The following is a 17621-nucleotide window of genomic DNA, read 5'->3' on the forward strand; positions in this document are numbered from 1 at the left end:
GAATGATATAATGACAAAACGGTTTAAGGGAATTCCGCTGTCTGTCCTGGACTTGGCATCCATTAATGCGGGCAGCAATGCAAGTGAATCATTTAAGAGAAGCGCTGAACTGGCGCGCCGCACAGAACAGCTGGGCTTTCATCGGTATTGGGTGGCTGAACATCATAATATGCCGGGAATCGCAAGTTCAGCGACATCTGTGCTGATCGGCCATATTGCCGGTGCGACAAGCCATATCCGCGTCGGATCAGGCGGCATTATGTTGCCGAATCATGCTCCGCTGGTGATCGCAGAGCAATTCGGCACCTTGGAAGCCATGTATCCGGGCCGCATCGATCTTGGACTGGGCCGGGCACCGGGGAGTGATCAGGCAACCGCATATGCGCTTCGCCGGACGCTGCATAGCAGCGCTGACCAATTTCCGGAACAAGTGGAAGAACTGGAAGGCTATTTCGCCGGGACGGAGCGTGTTCATGCTTTCCCGGGTGAAGGAGCGAACGTGCCAATCTGGCTTCTTGGCTCGAGCGGCTTCAGTGCACAGCTGGCGGCAGTAAAAGGGCTGCCGTTTGCATTTGCCAGCCATTTCTCGCCGGATTATACGATGCAGGCCCTGCAGTTGTATCGTCAGAATTTTAAACCATCTGACATGCTTCAGGAACCATACGCCATGGTCGGGGTGAATGCGATTGCATCGGAGACTGAAGAACGGGCCCAAGTGCTCGCCACCTCCCAGCAGCAGCAGATGTTCTCCCTGATGCGCGGCATGCCGGCACAGTTCCAGCCGCCGATTGAGGATATCCAAGCAACCTGGACGGACCGGGAACTGGCGATTTTCCGGCAGACATTAAATTCGGAAGCCACACTGGTCGGCACACCGGATCAGGTTGAACAGAAACTCAGCAATTTCCTGGCAAAGACAGAGGCGGATGAAGTCATCGTAAACTCTGCTGTCTTTCATCAGGAGGAACGTCTCCAATCATATGAATATATCGCTGAAATGATGGATTAACAGACGGCCCTGTGCATACTGCACGGGGCTTTTTATGTTTAGCCTCCGTAGAGGGCGGCCATTTGTATTTTCTGGTTAACACCAGGGGATGAAACGGGTAAAGGAGAGTAGAACGGAAAGAGAGAAAGGAGATTGATAGTATGGTCAGACTGGAACGGTTTGAGCGCGCGGATATCCCGCAGTTGCTCGAATGGATAAATTCCGAGAAACTTCTGCGCCAGTGGGGTGGCCCCGGGTTCACTTATCCACTGGACAAACAACAGCTGGATGGGTATGTAATGAAGACGGAAAAGAAAAGCACGGATACCCTTGCTTATAAGGTCATCCGGGAAGCGGACGGAAAAGTAATCGGTCATATTTCGCTTGCCCGGATTAATAACAGTCACCATTCAGCCCGCATCGGCCGGGTGCTGGTCGGAGATCCTGAAGTAAGAGGGCAGGGAACCGGCGAACAGATGATGCGGGAAATATTGCGTATTGCGTTTGATGAAATGGCCATGCATCGCGTCAGCCTGGGTGTGTTCGACTTTAATTCTCCAGCCATTGCCTGTTATGAGAAAGTGGGATTCATCAAAGAAGGATTGCTGCGGGACACCCTTTTTGTGGAAGGGGAGTATTGGAGTGCCTGGGAAATGAGCATGCTGGAAAATGAGTGGCGGGATAGGTATTCTAAAGTAATGCATCCAGCCGCGGAGAGCGGCATTAAGGAGTGAACGGATATGACGAATCGAAATGAAGAGATTGCCGCATATTTCCGGAATATGGACCGCAGTTTTTTTATGGATACGGATAAAGAGCTTGCACGTTTTGATGAAGCAATCCCGATCGGACACGGACAAACGATTTCACAGCCTTCACTCGTGCTGAAGATGACGCAGCTGCTGGATATAAAGCCGGATGCAAAGGTCCTGGAGATCGGTACCGGATCCGGATTTCAGACGGCTCTTTTAGCTGCTTTTTCAAAGCAAGTCTATACAGTCGAACGCGTGGAACCGCTGTATGAACGAGTGCAGGAGCGGCTCCGGGCAGCCGGATATGACAATATCCGCTTCAGACTCGGAGACGGAACGGATGGATGGGAAGACCATGCACCGTATGACAGGATTATGGTTACTGCTGCCGCTTCAATTGTTCCGCCTGCACTGATTCATCAGCTCGATGCCGGCGGGAAGATGCTGATTCCGGTTGGAAGCCGGTTCATGCAGGAACTGCAGCTGATTGAAAAGGACAGGCAAGGAAATGTCCAGACGACCGTGTATGATCTTGTGCGGTTTGTGCCGCTCCGCGGCCAATATGAGTAAGGACGGACCAAAGAGTGATTGTTATCAACACATCCAACCGGGAATACCTTATCATTGCATGAGACTGCGTTTAAGCAGTCTTTTTTTACTCCATAAAAATTCTGTAAATAGATTGAAAGTTAACTTGTAATTCAAAAAAAGAACATCTATACTTTTTTTATAAAGATGTTTAAATTTTCACGAATCTTTTTAGCTGAGGAGGAAAATCTATGTTAAAAGAGTTATCACCAAAAGCGGAAGAGCTTCAGCATAAATTGATCCGATTTATGGAAGCGTACATTTATCCGAACGAGCGCATTGTTGAAGAGCAGTTAAATGCTGCCGGAAACCGGTGGACCATTCCGCCGATCATTGAAGAATTGAAAGAGAAAGCCCGGGCAGAGGGGCTGTGGAATTTGTTTTTGGACAATCCGGCTTACGGGCCGGGTTTATCCAATTATGATTATGCGCATCTCTGTGAAATCATGGGTCGCTCACTGATTGCACCTGAAATTTTCAATTGCAATGCTCCGGACACAGGCAATATGGAAGTGCTTGTGAAATACGGGACAGCCGAACAGAAAGAACGCTGGCTCGAGCCGCTGCTCCAAGGGGAAATCCGTTCTTGTTTTTCGATGACAGAACCTGATGTTGCTTCATCCGATGCCACGAATATTCAGGGAAGTATTGTCCGTGATGGAGATGAATACATAATTAATGCAAAAAAATGGTGGACTTCCGGCGCAATGGACCCGCGCTGTGAAATTGCGATCGTCATGGGTAAGACAAACCCGGATGCGCCGAAGCACCAGCAGCAGTCGATGATCCTGGTTCCATTCGATACGCCCGGCGTTGAAGTGAAACGGCATTTGCCGGTTTTCGGGTATGATCATGCGCCGCATGGCCATGCGGAAGTACATTATACGGATGTGCGTGTGCCTGTATCAAATATGTTGCTGGGTGAAGGCAGGGGCTTTGAAATTGCTCAAGGACGGCTGGGACCAGGAAGAATTCATCATTGCATGCGGGCGATCGGAGCAGCGGAACGCGCACTTGAGCTAATGTGCAGCCGGGCTGAAGAACGGTATGCATTCGGTTCTTCGCTGGCGGAAAAAGGTGTCATCCGTGAAACAATCGCTGAAAGCCGGATTGAGATTGAACAAGCCCGGCTCCTGACATTGCATGCAGCTCATGCAATCGATACCGTCGGTGCGAAAGCTGCCCGGAAAGAAATTGCGATGATTAAAATCGCAGCACCCCGGGTATCGCTGAACGTATTGGACCGGGCAATTCAAGTGTTTGGTGGAGCAGGCGTATCAGAAGACTTTCCGCTTGCAGCCCATTGGGTCAATGCCCGGACGCTGCGGTTAGCGGATGGACCTGATCAGGTCCATTTGCGGGATATCGGCCGGCTCGAGCTGAAGGAGCAGCAGAAGTGACGAGAAAATTAAGCATGACAAGGTGGGACAACGGGATGAGTCTGAGAGAAAAGAAAGTAGCCAAAAGGCGGGAAGATATTCTTCGGTCAGCCAGTCTTGTCATCGCTAAGCGGGGATTCCAGCATGCCACGATGGAAGATATCGCAGGGGAATTGCTGATGACGAAGGGCTCACTTTATTATTATTTTAAAAATAAGCAGGACCTCTTGTTTCATTGCCATAATCTGATTCTGTCCAAAGCTCTCCAGATGATGGAAGAGATCAAGACGGAGGATATTTCCGCAAAAGAGAAAGTCGAAAAAGCGATCAGAGGACATGTGGCAATTGCAATTGAAGAGAAAGAAATTTTTAACCTGATCATCCGACCGGAACAAATCTTCTCAGAAGAGCATATCGAGCTGATCATCGAAAAACGGAATCGTTATACCGATTATTTTGACCAGTTTATCGAAGAAGGAATCCAAAACGGAGAATTTACGCTGAAACAGAAAAAAATGGCCCGTATGATGATTCTTGGGGCCGTCAATTGGACGCAAGTCTGGTATTCCGATTCCGGTGAGTTTGATAAAGAAGAGCTGCAGAATATTTATGCTGACAGCTTAACCCGCATTTTACTTTAAAAGACCGCTGTTCCAGGCAGGAACAGCGGTTTCATTTTTTGCTGTGGATCACAGCTGCTGAAAAGCTGATTTGACTGCTCCGAGAAATTGTTCGATATCTGTTTCTGTTGTATCAAACGATGTAACAAGCCGGATGGTATGCTGATCTGCATCCCACAGGGCAAAGGCGTATTGCTGCTGCAGGTAGGCAATCACAGGCTCAGGAAGTGAAACGAAAACAGCGTTAGACTCGACGGGTTGTGAAAAGCGGGCTTGCGGATACTGCTCCAGTCCTTCGGCCAGCAGTGCTGCCATCCGATTTGCCTGGCGGGCATTGCGGAGCCAAAGGCCATCTGTCAGCAGCCGGTCAAACTGCGCGGCGATGAAGCGCAGTTTTGAGCCCAGCTGCATGCTCTGTTTCCGGATATACTTTAATTCGGTATATAATTCTTCCCGGAAGCAGACGATTGCTTCACCGATCATCAGGCCATTTTTAGTTCCGCCGAATGACAGCATATCCACGCCGGCATCAGCTGTCATCTCCTGCAGGCTGCAGTTTAAATGGGCCGCAGCGTTGCTGATGCGAGCCCCGTCCACATGGACATACAAACCGTGCCGGTGGCAGAATGATGTGATTTCTTTGATCTCATTAATCGAATAGACGGTTCCGAGTTCCGTACATTGGGAAATCGTCACAGCTTTCGGCTGACTCCGGTGCTGTGAGCCAATATGCCGCAATTGCTGCCGGATTTGGGCAACAGTCAATTTACCATCGGCTGAAGGAACTGTGAGAAGTTTCCCGCCGATCAGCCCTTCTGCAGCTCCGCCTTCGTCCATATGTACATGAGCACCTTCTGTGCAGATGATCGCTTGGTGTGAACGGACCATCGCTTTAAGTGCCACGACGTTTGCTCCGGTGCCGTTGAAAACGAAAAGTGGTTTACTGTCCGCGCCGAAATGCTCGTTGAATCGCCAGGCAGCCTGCTCAGTCAGCTGATCATCGCCATATGCGGGCGCATGCCCTGCGTTAGCGGCCTGGATTGCTTCCAGTATCGCCGGGTGAATGCCGGAATTATTATCGCTTGCAAACATTTTTTTCATCGGTTCCCCTCCTCTTATATTCATTGTAAGCGAACAACATTTTCGATAGGGCAATAAAGGGCAGAATTTCCCGGAAATTTTCTGATTTATACAGAAAATATTCAGAAAAATCTTACTCCGGTGGCAGGAAATGATAAAATAAGTGCGAAGATAGCAATGGAGAGGGAGGGGAATGTATGACGAATTTCGGGAACCAAGTCCAGTTCGAGATTTACCGGACCATGACAAACCCGGCGCCGGAACGCCTGCCGGTCAGTTACGAAGAGTGGGAACGGCGGGCCCGGGGCATATTAGAGGACGGACCGTATTATTATATCGCCGGAGGAGCTGGCAGCGGTCAGACAATGAACAAGAACCGGGCAGCTTTCGACTGCCGGAGCCTGATTCCCCGAATGCTGAAAAACGTGGAAGACCGGGACTTAAGCATTGAGCTGTTCGGTCAGCGATATGAATTTCCGGTACTACAAGCACCAGTGGGCGTCCAGTCTATCATCCACCAGGACGGAGAACTAGCATCAGCGCGAGCATGTGCAGCATTGAAGGTGCCTTATATCACAAGTTCGGCTTCATCCGTACCTATGGAAGCGGTTGGGGAAGCGATGGGAAATGCACCGAGATGGTTTCAATTGTATTGGAGTAAGGATCCTGATATTACAGCCAGTTTTCTGCAAAGAGCAGAAGCGTCCGGTCATTCTGCCATCGTAGTGACACTTGATACACCAATGATGGCATGGCGGGAATACGATCTGAAAAATGTTTATTTGCCTTTCTTAGTGGGAGAAGGGGTAGGGAATTACTTAACAGATCCGGCCTTTCTTGCAAAGCTTGAAAAATCGCCCCAGGAAGACCCACAAGCAGCGATCATGCATTGGACGCAGGTTTTCGGCAATGCCGGACTGACATGGGAAGATTTGGCGTTTTTACGCAAGCATACCAAATTGCCGATTTTACTGAAAGGAATTCTGCACCCGGATGATGCCCGACTTGCAATAGAGCATGGGGCTGACGGTATCATCGTCTCCAATCATGGCGGCAGGCAAGTGGACGGTGCAACCGGTGCGCTGGATGCCCTGCCAGTAGTTTGTGAAGCGGTCAAAGGAGAAGTGCCTGTTCTGATGGACAGCGGAATCCGCCGGGGAGCGGATGTCATTAAAGCGCTGGCTCTCGGTGCAAAGGCCGTGCTGGTCGGCCGACCGACAATGTATGGACTGGCGGTAGCCGGAGAAGAAGGGGTCAGGGAAGTGCTCCGGAATCTAATCGCAGATACGGATATCACACTGGCCCTGACAGGGGAATGCGCAGTGCGGCAACTTTCCCGGTCGGTGCTGTCAGGAAAATAAGGAGGATTGTTTTTTGTATAAGACAGTAATTACACCAAGAGTATCAGAGACTGATGGAGTCGGGCATATTAACAACACGGTTCTGCCGGTCTGGTTCGAGGCAGGCCGGAACCCGATTTTCAGTCTCTTTACACCGGACCACGATTTCAGCCGTTGGAAAATGGTGATCGTAAAAACAACGCTTGAATTCATGAAACAAATTTATTTCGGACAAGACGTGGAAATCCAAATAACTGTTAAGAAAATCGGTAACAGCAGTCTGGAACTCTATGAAGAGCTTTATCAGCAAGGAATATTATGTGCAAGGAACTCGGCAGTATACGTTAATTATGACTTGGCTAAACAGGCGGCCGAACGCATACCGGATCATATTCGGGCAGCGCTGTCTGCGCATTTATGCAAGGAATCTGCCATGGAAAAAGAGAAACTGAGCTGAACATGGATGAAAAAATGAGAAATTGGAAAAGGGATATTCGCATAGCGCGAATACCCCTTTATGAACTAAGATAACAAATTCTTATTGAAACATGTTGTTCACCCCGAATATGGGGAATAATTTCCTTTGAAAGTGTGGACTTTCAATGCCGCGGTCATTGTCCACTGGATGTATTCTAACTTAAGCAACGCAAACCCTGCCTGCTTTTGCGTCCTTGCGGCCCTTTAGCCGCGCCAGTGTGAATAAGTGTCTTCAAAAACATATAGCAGATGCCAGAATTTCAACGTTCATCTGTTACCTCAATAAGTTAGAATTATAACACTTGATGCAAAAACATGCAATCGAAAAGGAGCAGGAGGAAGTGAGAAAAACAGAACTGGAACAGTATATGCAACAAAATCCACTAGTAGCCGATTTGATGGAATTGAATGAAGTCAACTGGCTGAACCCTAACCGAAAGCTAACAGCAGAAGCGGGACCATTTGCAGTGAGCAGGGAAGATATGCAAAAAGCGGAAGCGGTATGGCGGCGATTTGCGCCATACTTTAAAAAAGCGTTTCCTGAAACAGCTTCAACAGATGGAATCATTGAATCGCCGCTGCGTGAAATTCCGCAAATGAAAGCAGAACTGGAAAGGTATGCAGGAGAGACATTTGAGGGACGGTATTACCTGAAGTGTGATCATGACCTGCCGGTTGCCGGATCGATTAAAGCGCGGGGCGGAGTTTATGAAGTATTATGTCATGCAGAGCAATTGGCGCTTGAAGCCGGATTGCTGGCAGAAGAGGATACCTATGAAAAATTCACCTCGTCTGAATTTCGGGAGTTTTTCAGCAATCATGCCATTGGTGTAGGTTCAACCGGTAATCTGGGTTTAAGCATTGGTATAATCAGTGCGGCGCTCGGTTTTCATGTAACAGTTTATATGTCTGCAGATGCTAAAGAGTGGAAAAAAGAACTGCTTCGGAAGAAAGGTGCGGAGGTTATCGAGTTTGAAGGCGATTTTGGAGAGGCGATTAAAGAAGGAAGAAATCGCACACTTGCAGATGACAAGGCATATTTTGTCGACGATGAGAAATCCCGGAAATTGTTTCTCGGCTATAGTACGGCCGCTTTTCGCCTACAGCAGCAACTTGAGTCAGAACATATCCGTGTTAGTGCAGATCAGCCGTTGTTTGTCTATTTGCCGTGCGGTGTAGGAGGTTCTCCGGGCGGCATTACATTCGGCTTGAAACAATTGTTCGGAGACGCTGTTCATTGCTTTTTCGTTGAACCGACGCATTCCCCAGCCATGCTCATCGGCCTTGCAACCGGAAAGATGAATGAGGTCAGTGTACAGGATTTCGGAATCGATAATAAGACAGAGGCTGATGGATTAGCCGTCGGCCGGCCATCAGCTCTCGCTTCCCCAATATGCAAAGATTTAATCAGCGGCATTTGGACAATCGCTGACGCTGAATTGTACCGGCTCCTGGCGCTTTTGGCTGATAGTGAAGATCTATTCATAGAGCCATCAGCAGCATCAGGATTGGCGGGTCCCTTAAAAGTGAAGGCGGCCGGTTATGCGGAACAGCTCCAGCTGAGTATGGAAAATGCAGTCCACATTGTCTGGGCAACAGGCGGTTCTTTTGTGCCGGAAGATGAAATGTCGGCTTTTTATGCAAAAGGAAAAGCACTGCTGGGATAAGTGGGCTGCTGCACATCAGGAAATAAGACTTGAAAGGAGGAGAAAAGAACGTGCGGGAATTTAAAATCACCTATTTTTTTGATGAGAATCACTATATCCGCCGTTTTATCTTTACGGAATCACCGGAAGAAGCAGAAGCGCTTGTCCGCAGTGAGCGGGACGGATGGATCAATTTTTATGACAGCCGCGGAATCTATCATGAGCTGCATGCCGGAAAAGTGCGGGTGACACAAATATCGGAGTATTTCAGAAAAGACAAAGGGAAAGAGAAGTAACGGTATGCAAGGGAATGTAATGAGTTGACAGAAGAATAATGAAGGGCGCTTATTTTCTGTGTTTCTTTTTAGTTGTCAGAACAATGCAACTTCAATTTTCGGTCTTGTTATTTTCCTTGCATATACTATATACTAAGAACCAACTTAATCGCACCGCCTCATATAATCGCAGGGATATGGCCTGCAAGTATCTACCGGTCTGCCGTAAACGGACTGACTATGAGCAGCAACGGAACAGGATATCTATGCCTTTTCAGGCATGATTTTTTGTGTTTCCTTTCGACGTTAACAGCCCGAAGGCCATTGCTCCGCTCATTTTGATGGACGGATGCAGAGGTCTGAGGGCTGTTTTTTGCTGTTCTCAATCATGAAAGGGGACGTTATACATGGAAGCACTGCAAGACAAAATTATGAAAGAGGGGACTGTGCTATCAGACAGAGTGCTGAAAGTGGACTCCTTTTTAAATCACCAAGTGGATCCGGAGCTGATGCAAAAAATCGGCAAAGAATTCGCTTCCCGGTTTCAGGAAGCGAACATCACAAAAATCCTGACGATTGAATCTTCGGGTATTGCCCCGGCTGTCATGGCTGGCTTGTACCTGGGTGTCCCGGTTGTGTTTGCACGAAAGCGGAGATCACTGACGCTTACGAACCATTTGTATACGTCACAAGTCCGTTCATTTACGAAAAACGAAACAAACGATATTTCGATCTCAAAAGACTTTATTTCATCGGAAGATATGCTGCTCATCATCGATGATTTTCTGGCAGAAGGTCAGGCGCTTCTGGGCCTTTTGAATATTGCGGAGCAGGCAGGTGCTGAAGTGGCTGGTGCAGGCATCGTCATTGAAAAAGGGTTTCAGCAGGGCGGCCGAATTATCCGGGAGCAGGGCGTGCGTGTGGAATCACTCGCCCGGATTTCCTCATTGGAGAATGGGACAGTTCAATTTACAGAGGAGGTTCTGAACGGATGAAAAATTCACTTCAGTCATTTACATTAGGCATCCAGCATGTGCTGGCAATGTATGCAGGTGCGATTCTGGTGCCGCTGATTGTCGGCGGCGCACTCGGTTTGAATTCTGAGCAACTTACGTATCTCGTAGCAATTGATATCTTCATGTGCGGAATCGCAACGATCCTGCAGATCATGAATAACCGCTTTTTCGGAATCGGTCTTCCCGTCGTCCTCGGCTGTACATTTACCGCCGTCGGTCCAATGATTGCCATCGGCGGACAATACGGCGTCTCTGCCATCTATGGCGCCATCATCGCCTCAGGGCTGATTGTAATCATCATCAGCCAGTTTTTTGGTCAGCTCGTCCGGTTCTTTCCGCCGGTCGTCACAGGTTCTGTCGTTACCATCATTGGGATCACGCTGATTCCGGTTGCCATCAATAATATGGGTGGCGGCCAGGGGGCAAGTGATTTTGGCTCCATTCCGAACATATCGCTCGCTTTCGGAACGTTATTGTTCATCATTCTGGTCTATAAATTTGCCAACGGGTTTATCCGTGCAATCTCCATTTTGCTTGGTCTTGTCGCCGGTACATTCACGGCAATGGCGATGGGAAAAGTGAATGCGACGCCTGTTGCAGAAGCAGAATTTTTCCACATGGTCCAGCCTTTCTATTTTGGACTGCCGACGTTTGAATGGTCAGCCATTTTAACCATGACTCTCGTAGCGATGGTATCGCTCGTCGAATCGACAGGTGTATACTTTGCTTTGAGTGATATCACGAAAAAGGAAGTGTCCAAAACAGATTTATCCAAAGGGTACCGGGCGGAAGGCATTGCGGTTCTGCTTGGCGGGATTTTCAATGCGTTTCCGTACACAACATTCTCACAGAATGTCGGGCTCATCCAAATGTCCGGCGTGCGTTCACGAAAAATCATTCTGATTACCGGTCTTATGCTCATGACACTCGGACTCGTGCCGAAAATTGCTGCCCTGACAACCATTATTCCGACGCCGGTCCTTGGTGGTGCAATGATCGCCATGTTCGGGATGGTCATCGCCCAAGGTATCAAAATGCTCAGCCCGGTCATCGGGGAGTCCCAGGACAATGCCATGGTCATCGCTTGCTCGATCGGTATCGGCCTTGGCGTTACGGTCGTACCTGAACTGTTTACCGCCCTGCCGTCGGGTGTGCAAATCTTGACGAGCAACGGCATTGTAGCAGGAAGTGTGACTGCAATCGCTTTGAATATCGTATTTAACATGCTGCCGCAGCGGAAAGCGAAAATTTCCCTGACGGCGAGAAACACAGCGAACACAACAGAAAGCATTCCAAGCAATCAATAAAAAAACCTGTCCCACATGCTGATTCCACGCATGCAGGGCAGGTTTTTCATTTGTCTTGGAATCGTTCAATTGCCGCTGTGGCAAATTGTCCTTTAATCATATCTTCCATCGGTGGGTTATAGAGGCCCGCGCGGACGTTCAAGTAATGCCGGTGCATCGGGTTCGAAGCAGATAAGGCGCGGGAACCGACGATATTCATCGCTTTATCGACCACACCGATAGCGGCTTGGGTTACGGCGATTTTCGTAACACTCAATGCCTCGCCCATTTCAGCTTTATCCCTGCTGTTCTCATAGCGCTCGACAGTGCCATACAGCAGATGTCGCGCGGTGGCCAGTTCGAGTTCCATCTCACCGATGGTTTGGCGGATGTTGGGGGCTTCCGCAATCGGCTTGCCAAGTGAAGCCGGAATATAATTGGCGGCAAATTCAGCTGCATAAGCGCTGGCAGCCGCTGCGATACCGATGTAGCAGGCGGGAATATGCAGAAGCCAACCCTGCGCACCGGCCCGGCCGGCAATGTCCTTGAGAATATGCGAGGCAGGAACCCGGACATCATCGAGTATTAGCGTGTGGCTTGCCGTTCCGCGCATTGACAGGCTGTCCCATGTTTCATCGATTGAGACACCGGGGCTTTCACGCGGGACGATCACCATCACGACTTCTTTCTGCTCAGTCGTGGCCGTAACGAAAATATAATCAAGGACGGGCGCCATGGACGTATACGTTTTTTCTCCATTTAGAATCAAGTCATTGCCATCCCGCACAGCGGTTGTCCTTGGCAATGCGCCGCGCGTCGGACTGCCCGCATTGCTTTCAGTTGCAGCGCTATTGATCAACGCGCCGTTTTTTACCTTCTCCAGAATCCAGCGGGCCGGTTCATCCCGCCAATGCCGGTTTTCCGCATATTCCAGCACGATGCCGGCATGCCAGCCGATTGATAGGCCGGTTTCACCCGATCCGCGGGAAATCGCTTCCTGGGCGAGTATATACTCATACAATCCCATGCCTTGGCCGCCAAATTCGGTCGGCAGCGTTAATGTATGGTACTGAATGCGTTTCAAGTCTTTGATATTTTGAAAAGGGAACGAATTTGGCTGGTCCAGTTTCTGCTCCCGGGCGAGGAACTGCGGCTGCAGTTCCTTAATTTTATCGATCAATTTCTGCTGTTCCGCTGTTTTGATAAACGATTCCATCCTTTCAGCACTCCTTCTCTGACAAACTGATTCAAGCGTATCACAGAGAGAAAATGATGGGTACGGAGAATGCTTGCTGTCCGTGTTTACGGCGAGCCCACTGGTTATCGGGAGCTCGCCGTAACGGAATTGATGGCATCGAAAAGCGCATTGACCAGCAAGCTGCAAGGGTCTTCGTCTTTCGGCTGCGGGTCCAGCTCGATTTTCACAACCGGCTCAACGACATGGGCACCAAGATTCTGAAAGCGTGCAGCCATCTCGTCCAATGCCCCGCAGAACTGATCATAGGAGCGGTCACCGGATCCGAAAAGACCGACCGCTTTGCCGTGGAGAGCCGCCGCTGTCAGATCGTCTGCAAAATCTTCCGTTTCAAAAGGCAGCTCGCCATCGCCGTACGTATAGGTGCCGAACAGAATGGCTGTACATGAATCCAGCTCTTCTGGTTTTACTTGTTCACGCGAAATGTTTTTCTTCAAGATTTCTATGTCGTGTTTCTGGAGCTGCACTTCAAGCAAGTCAGCGATTTCTTCTGTATTTCCGGTCATGCTTGTGAAAATCAGACAGATTTTGGCCATCATACTTACCTCCTTATATAAATTGAATTAAAGAGCTGAACATTTACAAACCGTTTCGGCCGCTCAGGGTATGCTTTTCATAATGAGCCGGAAAGAGCGTTCGTCTCCTTGATACGTCAACTATAGAAACGCCGGCACTTCACAGGATGCAGGTGAATCAGCGAACGCTGCTTTTCTGTTGGTTAGTTCGGCGCTAGCCCACAGGAAAGCGCGGCTGTGGGGCGGAATATTGACAAGTGAAAATCATTATTTTAACTTACATGATCAAATTTATTTTATAAGAGGGTGAGAACTGAAACCTTGATGCCCGTCAAGGCTGGGAAGGGGGGAGGTGGCTATAATGATGATAAAGTCCATTAAGAAAGGAAGAGAGGCATGCAAACTTTTCTTGCTGCTCCCGTTGCGCTCGACAAAACATCTCTGTTTGTCCATGGTCACGAATGGCTGCTGATACTGGCAATTCTCACGCTCGCTTTTTCAGTTCTGCTGCGCAGTCGGCTTGTGTTCGGTCTGCAATTCCTGTTCCTGGCTGCTGTCTTCACCGTCTTCATAACAGGAGAAGAAGCGGTCGGCGGACCAGTTCCGGTCATGCTTTATGCCAGTCTGCTCGGTGTCCAAGTGCTGCTGTCACTTTATACCGCTTATAAAATGAAAAAACTGCTCGATGAAAGCTATACCCGGGTGCTCCGGAAAATCCATAAATTGCCGTAGAACAAATAATCGAAAAAGCCGCTGTACACATAATGTGCATAGCGGCTTTTTTGTTTGGAAAACTGATGCATGGCAATATCGGAAAATTTAACAGGGGTTAAGAAAAATACTAGTTTGTCGGGAATCATGCATAGTTGTATTGATGGTGCGCCCGCTTATGAAAGGATTGTTCGGCAGAGTGTTTTACCGAACATCAGCACCAAGAGAAGTCCGGAAGTGATTGAGTGCCACAACATGGCCGTCGGGATTGAAGCTGGCCACTGCCAATTCAGGCACAACGATTTTAAAACCTTTATTGTAGGCGTCCACAGCTGTGTGTAAGATGCAGATATCCGTACAGACACCGACAAGCCATAGTTCTTCAATTCCCCGTTCCCGGAGTTTCATCTCCAGGTTTGTGCCGGCGAACGCACTATATCTTGTCTTATCCATCCAGTATACGTCCGGATTCTGCCGGTGCCTTTCATACCAGTCTTTTAATGAACCGTATAATTCCCGGCCGGCTGTGCCGTTAATGTTATGCGGCGGAAAAAGAGAGTTCTCAGGGTGAAAATTATCCTCTTCGTCATGGCCGTCAACTGCAAAGACGATGTAATCCCCGTTTCGCTGAAATTCATCGGTCAGCCTGACGATCTCCCCTTCGATTGCCTGTCCCGGCTTCCCGCATGTCAGTTTTCCGTCATCCGCTACAAAATCATACGTATAATCAATATTGAGAAGCGATTTTTTCATGTGAATTCCTCCTGAAAATTATACGAGCTACCCCTAGTTTACTTTAATTGGATGGCTGAGAACACAAATAAGGCAGACTGCACTGAGTCTGCCCCATCCATTTTCGTTTTATTTTTTTGCCAGAAGCACAAGCTTGCCGGTATCCAGTATTTCTTCATACTCGGCCGCTTCTTTTTGGCTGATGCCGACTGCTTCCATTTCGCTGCGCAATTCATCGCCGCGCTTATTGACCACGTTTTTCATGCTGCCGAATAAGCCCTGTTCTCCGACACCGGCTGTTTCCGTATCGAATGTGTCGGCCAGGTTCTTTTCTACATCTTTGTCATGGGCAAAAAGATAAATCTCATCCCGGTCATAGCCTTGGGATTCCAACCGTTCAATTTCCTGTTTTGCCTGCATGGCGTTATCAGCAACTTTTACTAATGTCACGATATATCCCTCCAGTCAAAAATATGGTGCTACGTATTGTTTACCACTGATTTTTCATATTAAACGAATAATGGAAGAAGATCTGTTTGCGGCAACAAAAGAGACAGACCTTTAAGGCCTGTCTCAGAATGTCTGATTCATTATTTCTTTGCTACGATTACAAGTTTTCCTGTATCCAGGACTTCTTCGTATTCGGCCGCTTCTTCTTTGCTCAGGCCGGTGGCAGCCAGTTCTGTGCGAAGCTCATCGCCGCGTTTGCTCACGACATTTTTCATGCTTGAGAATAAGCCTTTTTCACCGACGCCGACGGATTCCGTATCCAGCGCTTTTCCAATATCTTCTTCACGATCTTTATCATGTGCAAAGATATAAATGTTGTCGCGGGTGAATCCTTCTGTTTCCAGCCGTTCAATTTCACGTTTTGCATGGACGGCATTTTCAACTGATAATACTGTAGGCATTCAAAATCCCTCCGTTCAAGTTATGGTTACTTTCTTTGTTTACCACCTATCAATTCGAATTAAACGAACGGAATGATCCAATTGGACTTGTTTTCATAATAAAAAGGCGGACCCACATCGGATCCGCCGCCTGGATTCGTTTATTATTGAGCGACAAGCACTAACTTGCCCTCATCAAGCACTTCTTCGTATTCGTCAGCCTCCATTTTTGAAAGACCGATCGATTGCATTTCGTCCCGCAGTTCATCGCCGCGTTTACTTACAACATGTTTCATGCTTGAGAACATGCCTTTTTCTTTCATGCCAATCATTTCGGTGTCCAGTGCTTTCCCGATATCTTCTTCCCGATCTTTATCGTGAGCGAAAATATAAATCTCGTCCCGGGAAATTCCCTGCGTTTCCATCCGTTCGATTGCCTGTCTTGCATGGACGGCATTTTCAACTGTCATTACTGTAGCCATAGTAAATCCCTCCAGTAGTGTATCAGCCATTTTACAGCCACATTCTTACTTTACCCATATTTTTACCAATTAAACGGCAAACTCACCGGGTTTTGTTTATAATAATCAGATAATTTATGATATAGTCAAGTCAATTCAATTTATAGGGAGGGAAGAAGATGACAATAGGAATAAAAACAACAAAGGAACAGCTGTTGAGATTACCCACAACTGCCAGACCGGCTGTGGATGCAGAACAGCTCGAAGTGCCGGAAGGGTACCGGGCAGAAGCGGTGGCTGCAGGCCTGTCATTTCCGACAGGAATGGCATTTGACGACCAAGGCACTTTGTATATTAATGAAGGAGGAAGCACGTGGCCGACACGGCCTGCTATGACACCGAGAATTTTGAAATTGACGCCGGAAGGGGAACTGAGTGCCTTTGCCGAGGAAAACTTGGGTGGACCGCGGGGGCTTGCTTACCGGGATGGCTATCTCTATGTCACATTGAAAGGCGGTTATTTTGCACGCGTGGTGCGGTATGACACCGAAACGGGTGAAAGAGAAGTGCTGCACGATCAGATTCCAAGCGGCGGATGGCATGAGCCGGGTGGGCCTGTATTTAATCCGAAAGACGGTCTTTTGTATTTTGCACATGGCTCTGTCTCACAGAATGGAGTTGTACTGCCGCAAGGTTATACCGTGGACGTGGCGAAAAATCCGGAAGCGCACGATATTCCAGGGGAAGATGTCACGCTGACCGGCAATAATGTGTTCAGCCGGGACCCGCTCATGCCGTATCCATATTTGACGAAAACCGGTCCTTATAAACCGTTCGGCACACCAGCGGAAAAAGGGGAAGTGGTCAAAGGACAATTATGGTGCACAACAGGCGTTTGGCGATCCAAGCCGGACGGCACACAACCTGAATTGATTGCCTGGGGAATCCGCAATCCGTATGGTATGGCGTTCAATGAAGAAGGAGAACTTTATGTTTCTGATAATGATATGGAAGAAAAAGGAGAACGGGCCGTCGCCATGGACCCGGACCGGATCTGGCATATTAAAAATGCACGGAAGCCGCATGGAACAGTTGATAAACCGGAATGGTTTGGATTCCCGGATATTGCGGCTACCGGGCTTCCAGTCTGGCATGAAAAGCATTTGCCGGATAAGGGCAAGCCAGCAGAGCCGCTGCTGGAAAACCCGCCGGAATGGGCAGGACCCGCAGCTTATTTGGAAAAACCGCATTCCTGCATGACGAAAATGGATTTTTGCACAAGCGACACATTCGGACACCGGGGAAAGCTGTTTGCATGTGAATGGGGCACGATGGCACCGTTCAATTCACCGCGGGAAGAAGATCTCAGTCACGGATTCCGGGTCATGAAAATTGATACTGAAACAGGAGAAGGGGAACCATTCATTTATAATAAGATACTTGAAACGGGACCGCCTGCAGCGGGAATGGCCCGGCCGGTGGACTGCAAATTCAGTCCGGACGGTAAGAGCCTCTATGTCCTGGATTTCGGTGTCGCGCAAGTGGCGGAGGGCCACATGCTGGCTTATGCCCATACAGGTGTGCTCTGGAAGGTGACCAAATTATGAGCG

20 protein-coding genes and 1 riboswitch are annotated in these 17621 nt (G+C 48.6%); of the genes, 13 read left to right on the forward strand and 7 right to left on the reverse strand.

Annotated elements, in window-relative coordinates:
* Nucleotides 1-10: 10 nt before the first annotated feature.
* The 5 genes from B0X71_RS01365 (at nucleotide 11) to B0X71_RS01385 (ending at nucleotide 4348) form a co-directional block, all read left to right on the forward strand.
* Nucleotides 11-1009 (forward strand): LLM class flavin-dependent oxidoreductase, encoded by a 999-nt coding sequence (locus tag B0X71_RS01365; RefSeq protein WP_077587770.1) that lies wholly within the window; start codon nucleotides 11-13, stop codon nucleotides 1007-1009.
* Between the two features lie 140 nt (nucleotides 1010-1149).
* The gene (locus B0X71_RS01370; RefSeq protein WP_077587771.1) at nucleotides 1150-1722 is read left to right on the forward strand and encodes a GNAT family N-acetyltransferase; all 573 of its coding nucleotides are present in this window, start codon (nucleotides 1150-1152) and stop codon (nucleotides 1720-1722) included.
* Between the two features lie 6 nt (nucleotides 1723-1728).
* Nucleotides 1729-2310, forward strand: coding sequence for a protein-L-isoaspartate(D-aspartate) O-methyltransferase (locus B0X71_RS01375; RefSeq protein WP_077587772.1), 582 nt, complete (start codon nucleotides 1729-1731; stop codon nucleotides 2308-2310).
* Between the two features lie 209 nt (nucleotides 2311-2519).
* Nucleotides 2520-3728, forward strand: coding sequence for an acyl-CoA dehydrogenase family protein (locus B0X71_RS01380; protein WP_077587773.1), 1209 nt, complete (start codon nucleotides 2520-2522; stop codon nucleotides 3726-3728).
* A 35-nt stretch (nucleotides 3729-3763) separates the two neighbouring features.
* The gene (locus tag B0X71_RS01385) at nucleotides 3764-4348 is read left to right on the forward strand and encodes a TetR/AcrR family transcriptional regulator (RefSeq protein ID WP_077587774.1); all 585 of its coding nucleotides are present in this window, start codon (nucleotides 3764-3766) and stop codon (nucleotides 4346-4348) included.
* 48 nt (nucleotides 4349-4396) lie between these two features.
* On the opposite strand, the gene B0X71_RS01390 is transcribed toward B0X71_RS01385, so the two are convergent.
* The gene (locus tag B0X71_RS01390) at nucleotides 4397-5428 is read right to left on the reverse strand and encodes a threonine aldolase family protein (RefSeq protein ID WP_077587775.1); all 1032 of its coding nucleotides are present in this window, start codon (nucleotides 5426-5428) and stop codon (nucleotides 4397-4399) included.
* A 176-nt stretch (nucleotides 5429-5604) separates the two neighbouring features.
* On the opposite strand from B0X71_RS01390, the gene B0X71_RS01395 reads away from it, so the two are divergent.
* The 6 genes from B0X71_RS01395 to B0X71_RS01420 all read left to right on the forward strand — a co-directional run bounded on the left by B0X71_RS01395 (nucleotide 5605) and on the right by B0X71_RS01420 (nucleotide 11468).
* Nucleotides 5605-6768: a lactate 2-monooxygenase gene (locus B0X71_RS01395; RefSeq protein ID WP_077587776.1), complete on the forward strand. Its 1164-nt coding sequence runs from the start codon at nucleotides 5605-5607 to the stop codon at nucleotides 6766-6768.
* A gap of 13 nt (nucleotides 6769-6781) precedes the next feature.
* Nucleotides 6782-7204, forward strand: a complete 423-nt coding sequence (locus B0X71_RS01400) for an acyl-CoA thioesterase (protein ID WP_077587777.1) — start codon at nucleotides 6782-6784, stop codon at nucleotides 7202-7204.
* Nucleotides 7205-7529: 325 nt separating this feature from the next.
* Nucleotides 7530-8891 carry a D-serine ammonia-lyase gene (locus tag B0X71_RS01405; protein ID WP_077587778.1) on the forward strand — a complete coding sequence of 454 codons (1362 nt, stop codon included), beginning with the start codon at nucleotides 7530-7532 and terminating at the stop codon, nucleotides 8889-8891.
* Between the two features lie 50 nt (nucleotides 8892-8941).
* Nucleotides 8942-9166, forward strand: a complete 225-nt coding sequence (locus B0X71_RS01410) for a hypothetical protein (RefSeq protein ID WP_077587779.1) — start codon at nucleotides 8942-8944, stop codon at nucleotides 9164-9166.
* A 138-nt stretch (nucleotides 9167-9304) separates the two neighbouring features.
* A riboswitch (purine riboswitch) is annotated at nucleotides 9305-9406 on the forward strand.
* A 146-nt stretch (nucleotides 9407-9552) separates the two neighbouring features.
* Nucleotides 9553-10140 (forward strand): xanthine phosphoribosyltransferase, encoded by a 588-nt coding sequence (locus tag B0X71_RS01415; protein WP_077587780.1) that lies wholly within the window; start codon nucleotides 9553-9555, stop codon nucleotides 10138-10140.
* The gene (locus tag B0X71_RS01420) at nucleotides 10137-11468 is read left to right on the forward strand and encodes a nucleobase:cation symporter-2 family protein (protein ID WP_077587781.1); all 1332 of its coding nucleotides are present in this window, start codon (nucleotides 10137-10139) and stop codon (nucleotides 11466-11468) included. The genes B0X71_RS01415 and B0X71_RS01420 overlap by 4 nt, the downstream gene beginning before the upstream one ends.
* A 46-nt stretch (nucleotides 11469-11514) precedes the next feature.
* Here the strand turns inward: B0X71_RS01420 and B0X71_RS01425 are convergent, their stop codons facing one another.
* Nucleotides 11515-12663, reverse strand: coding sequence for an acyl-CoA dehydrogenase family protein (locus B0X71_RS01425; protein ID WP_077587782.1), 1149 nt, complete (start codon nucleotides 12661-12663; stop codon nucleotides 11515-11517).
* A gap of 104 nt (nucleotides 12664-12767) precedes the next feature.
* Nucleotides 12768-13238, reverse strand: coding sequence for a flavodoxin domain-containing protein (locus B0X71_RS01430; RefSeq protein WP_198038664.1), 471 nt, complete (start codon nucleotides 13236-13238; stop codon nucleotides 12768-12770).
* A 375-nt stretch (nucleotides 13239-13613) separates the two neighbouring features.
* On the opposite strand from B0X71_RS01430, the gene B0X71_RS01435 reads away from it, so the two are divergent.
* Nucleotides 13614-13949 (forward strand): hypothetical protein, encoded by a 336-nt coding sequence (locus tag B0X71_RS01435; RefSeq protein ID WP_077587784.1) that lies wholly within the window; start codon nucleotides 13614-13616, stop codon nucleotides 13947-13949.
* Between the two features lie 183 nt (nucleotides 13950-14132).
* Here the strand turns inward: B0X71_RS01435 and B0X71_RS01440 are convergent, their stop codons facing one another.
* The 4 genes from B0X71_RS01440 to B0X71_RS01455 form a co-directional block, all read right to left on the reverse strand.
* Complete coding sequence (locus tag B0X71_RS01440; protein WP_077587785.1) at nucleotides 14133-14681, reverse strand: cysteine hydrolase family protein; 549 nt, start codon at nucleotides 14679-14681, stop codon at nucleotides 14133-14135.
* Nucleotides 14682-14789: 108 nt separating this feature from the next.
* Entirely contained in the window at nucleotides 14790-15110 is a 321-nt protein-coding gene (locus B0X71_RS01445; RefSeq protein ID WP_077587786.1) for a YflT domain-containing protein, read from the reverse strand.
* A gap of 140 nt (nucleotides 15111-15250) precedes the next feature.
* The gene (locus B0X71_RS01450; RefSeq protein ID WP_077587787.1) at nucleotides 15251-15571 is read right to left on the reverse strand and encodes a YflT domain-containing protein; all 321 of its coding nucleotides are present in this window, start codon (nucleotides 15569-15571) and stop codon (nucleotides 15251-15253) included.
* A 143-nt stretch (nucleotides 15572-15714) separates the two neighbouring features.
* Nucleotides 15715-16032: a YflT domain-containing protein gene (locus B0X71_RS01455; RefSeq protein WP_077587788.1), complete on the reverse strand. Its 318-nt coding sequence runs from the start codon at nucleotides 16030-16032 to the stop codon at nucleotides 15715-15717.
* 158 nt (nucleotides 16033-16190) lie between these two features.
* Between B0X71_RS01455 and B0X71_RS01460 the strand changes: the two genes are divergently transcribed.
* A complete protein-coding gene (locus B0X71_RS01460) occupies nucleotides 16191-17618 on the forward strand; it encodes a PQQ-dependent sugar dehydrogenase (protein WP_077587789.1) in 1428 nt (475 codons plus the stop codon).
* Nucleotides 17619-17621 lie beyond the last annotated feature (3 nt).

Source organism: Planococcus lenghuensis (assembly GCF_001999905.1).
Classification (GTDB): Bacteria; Bacillota; Bacilli; order Bacillales_A; family Planococcaceae; genus Indiicoccus; species Indiicoccus lenghuensis.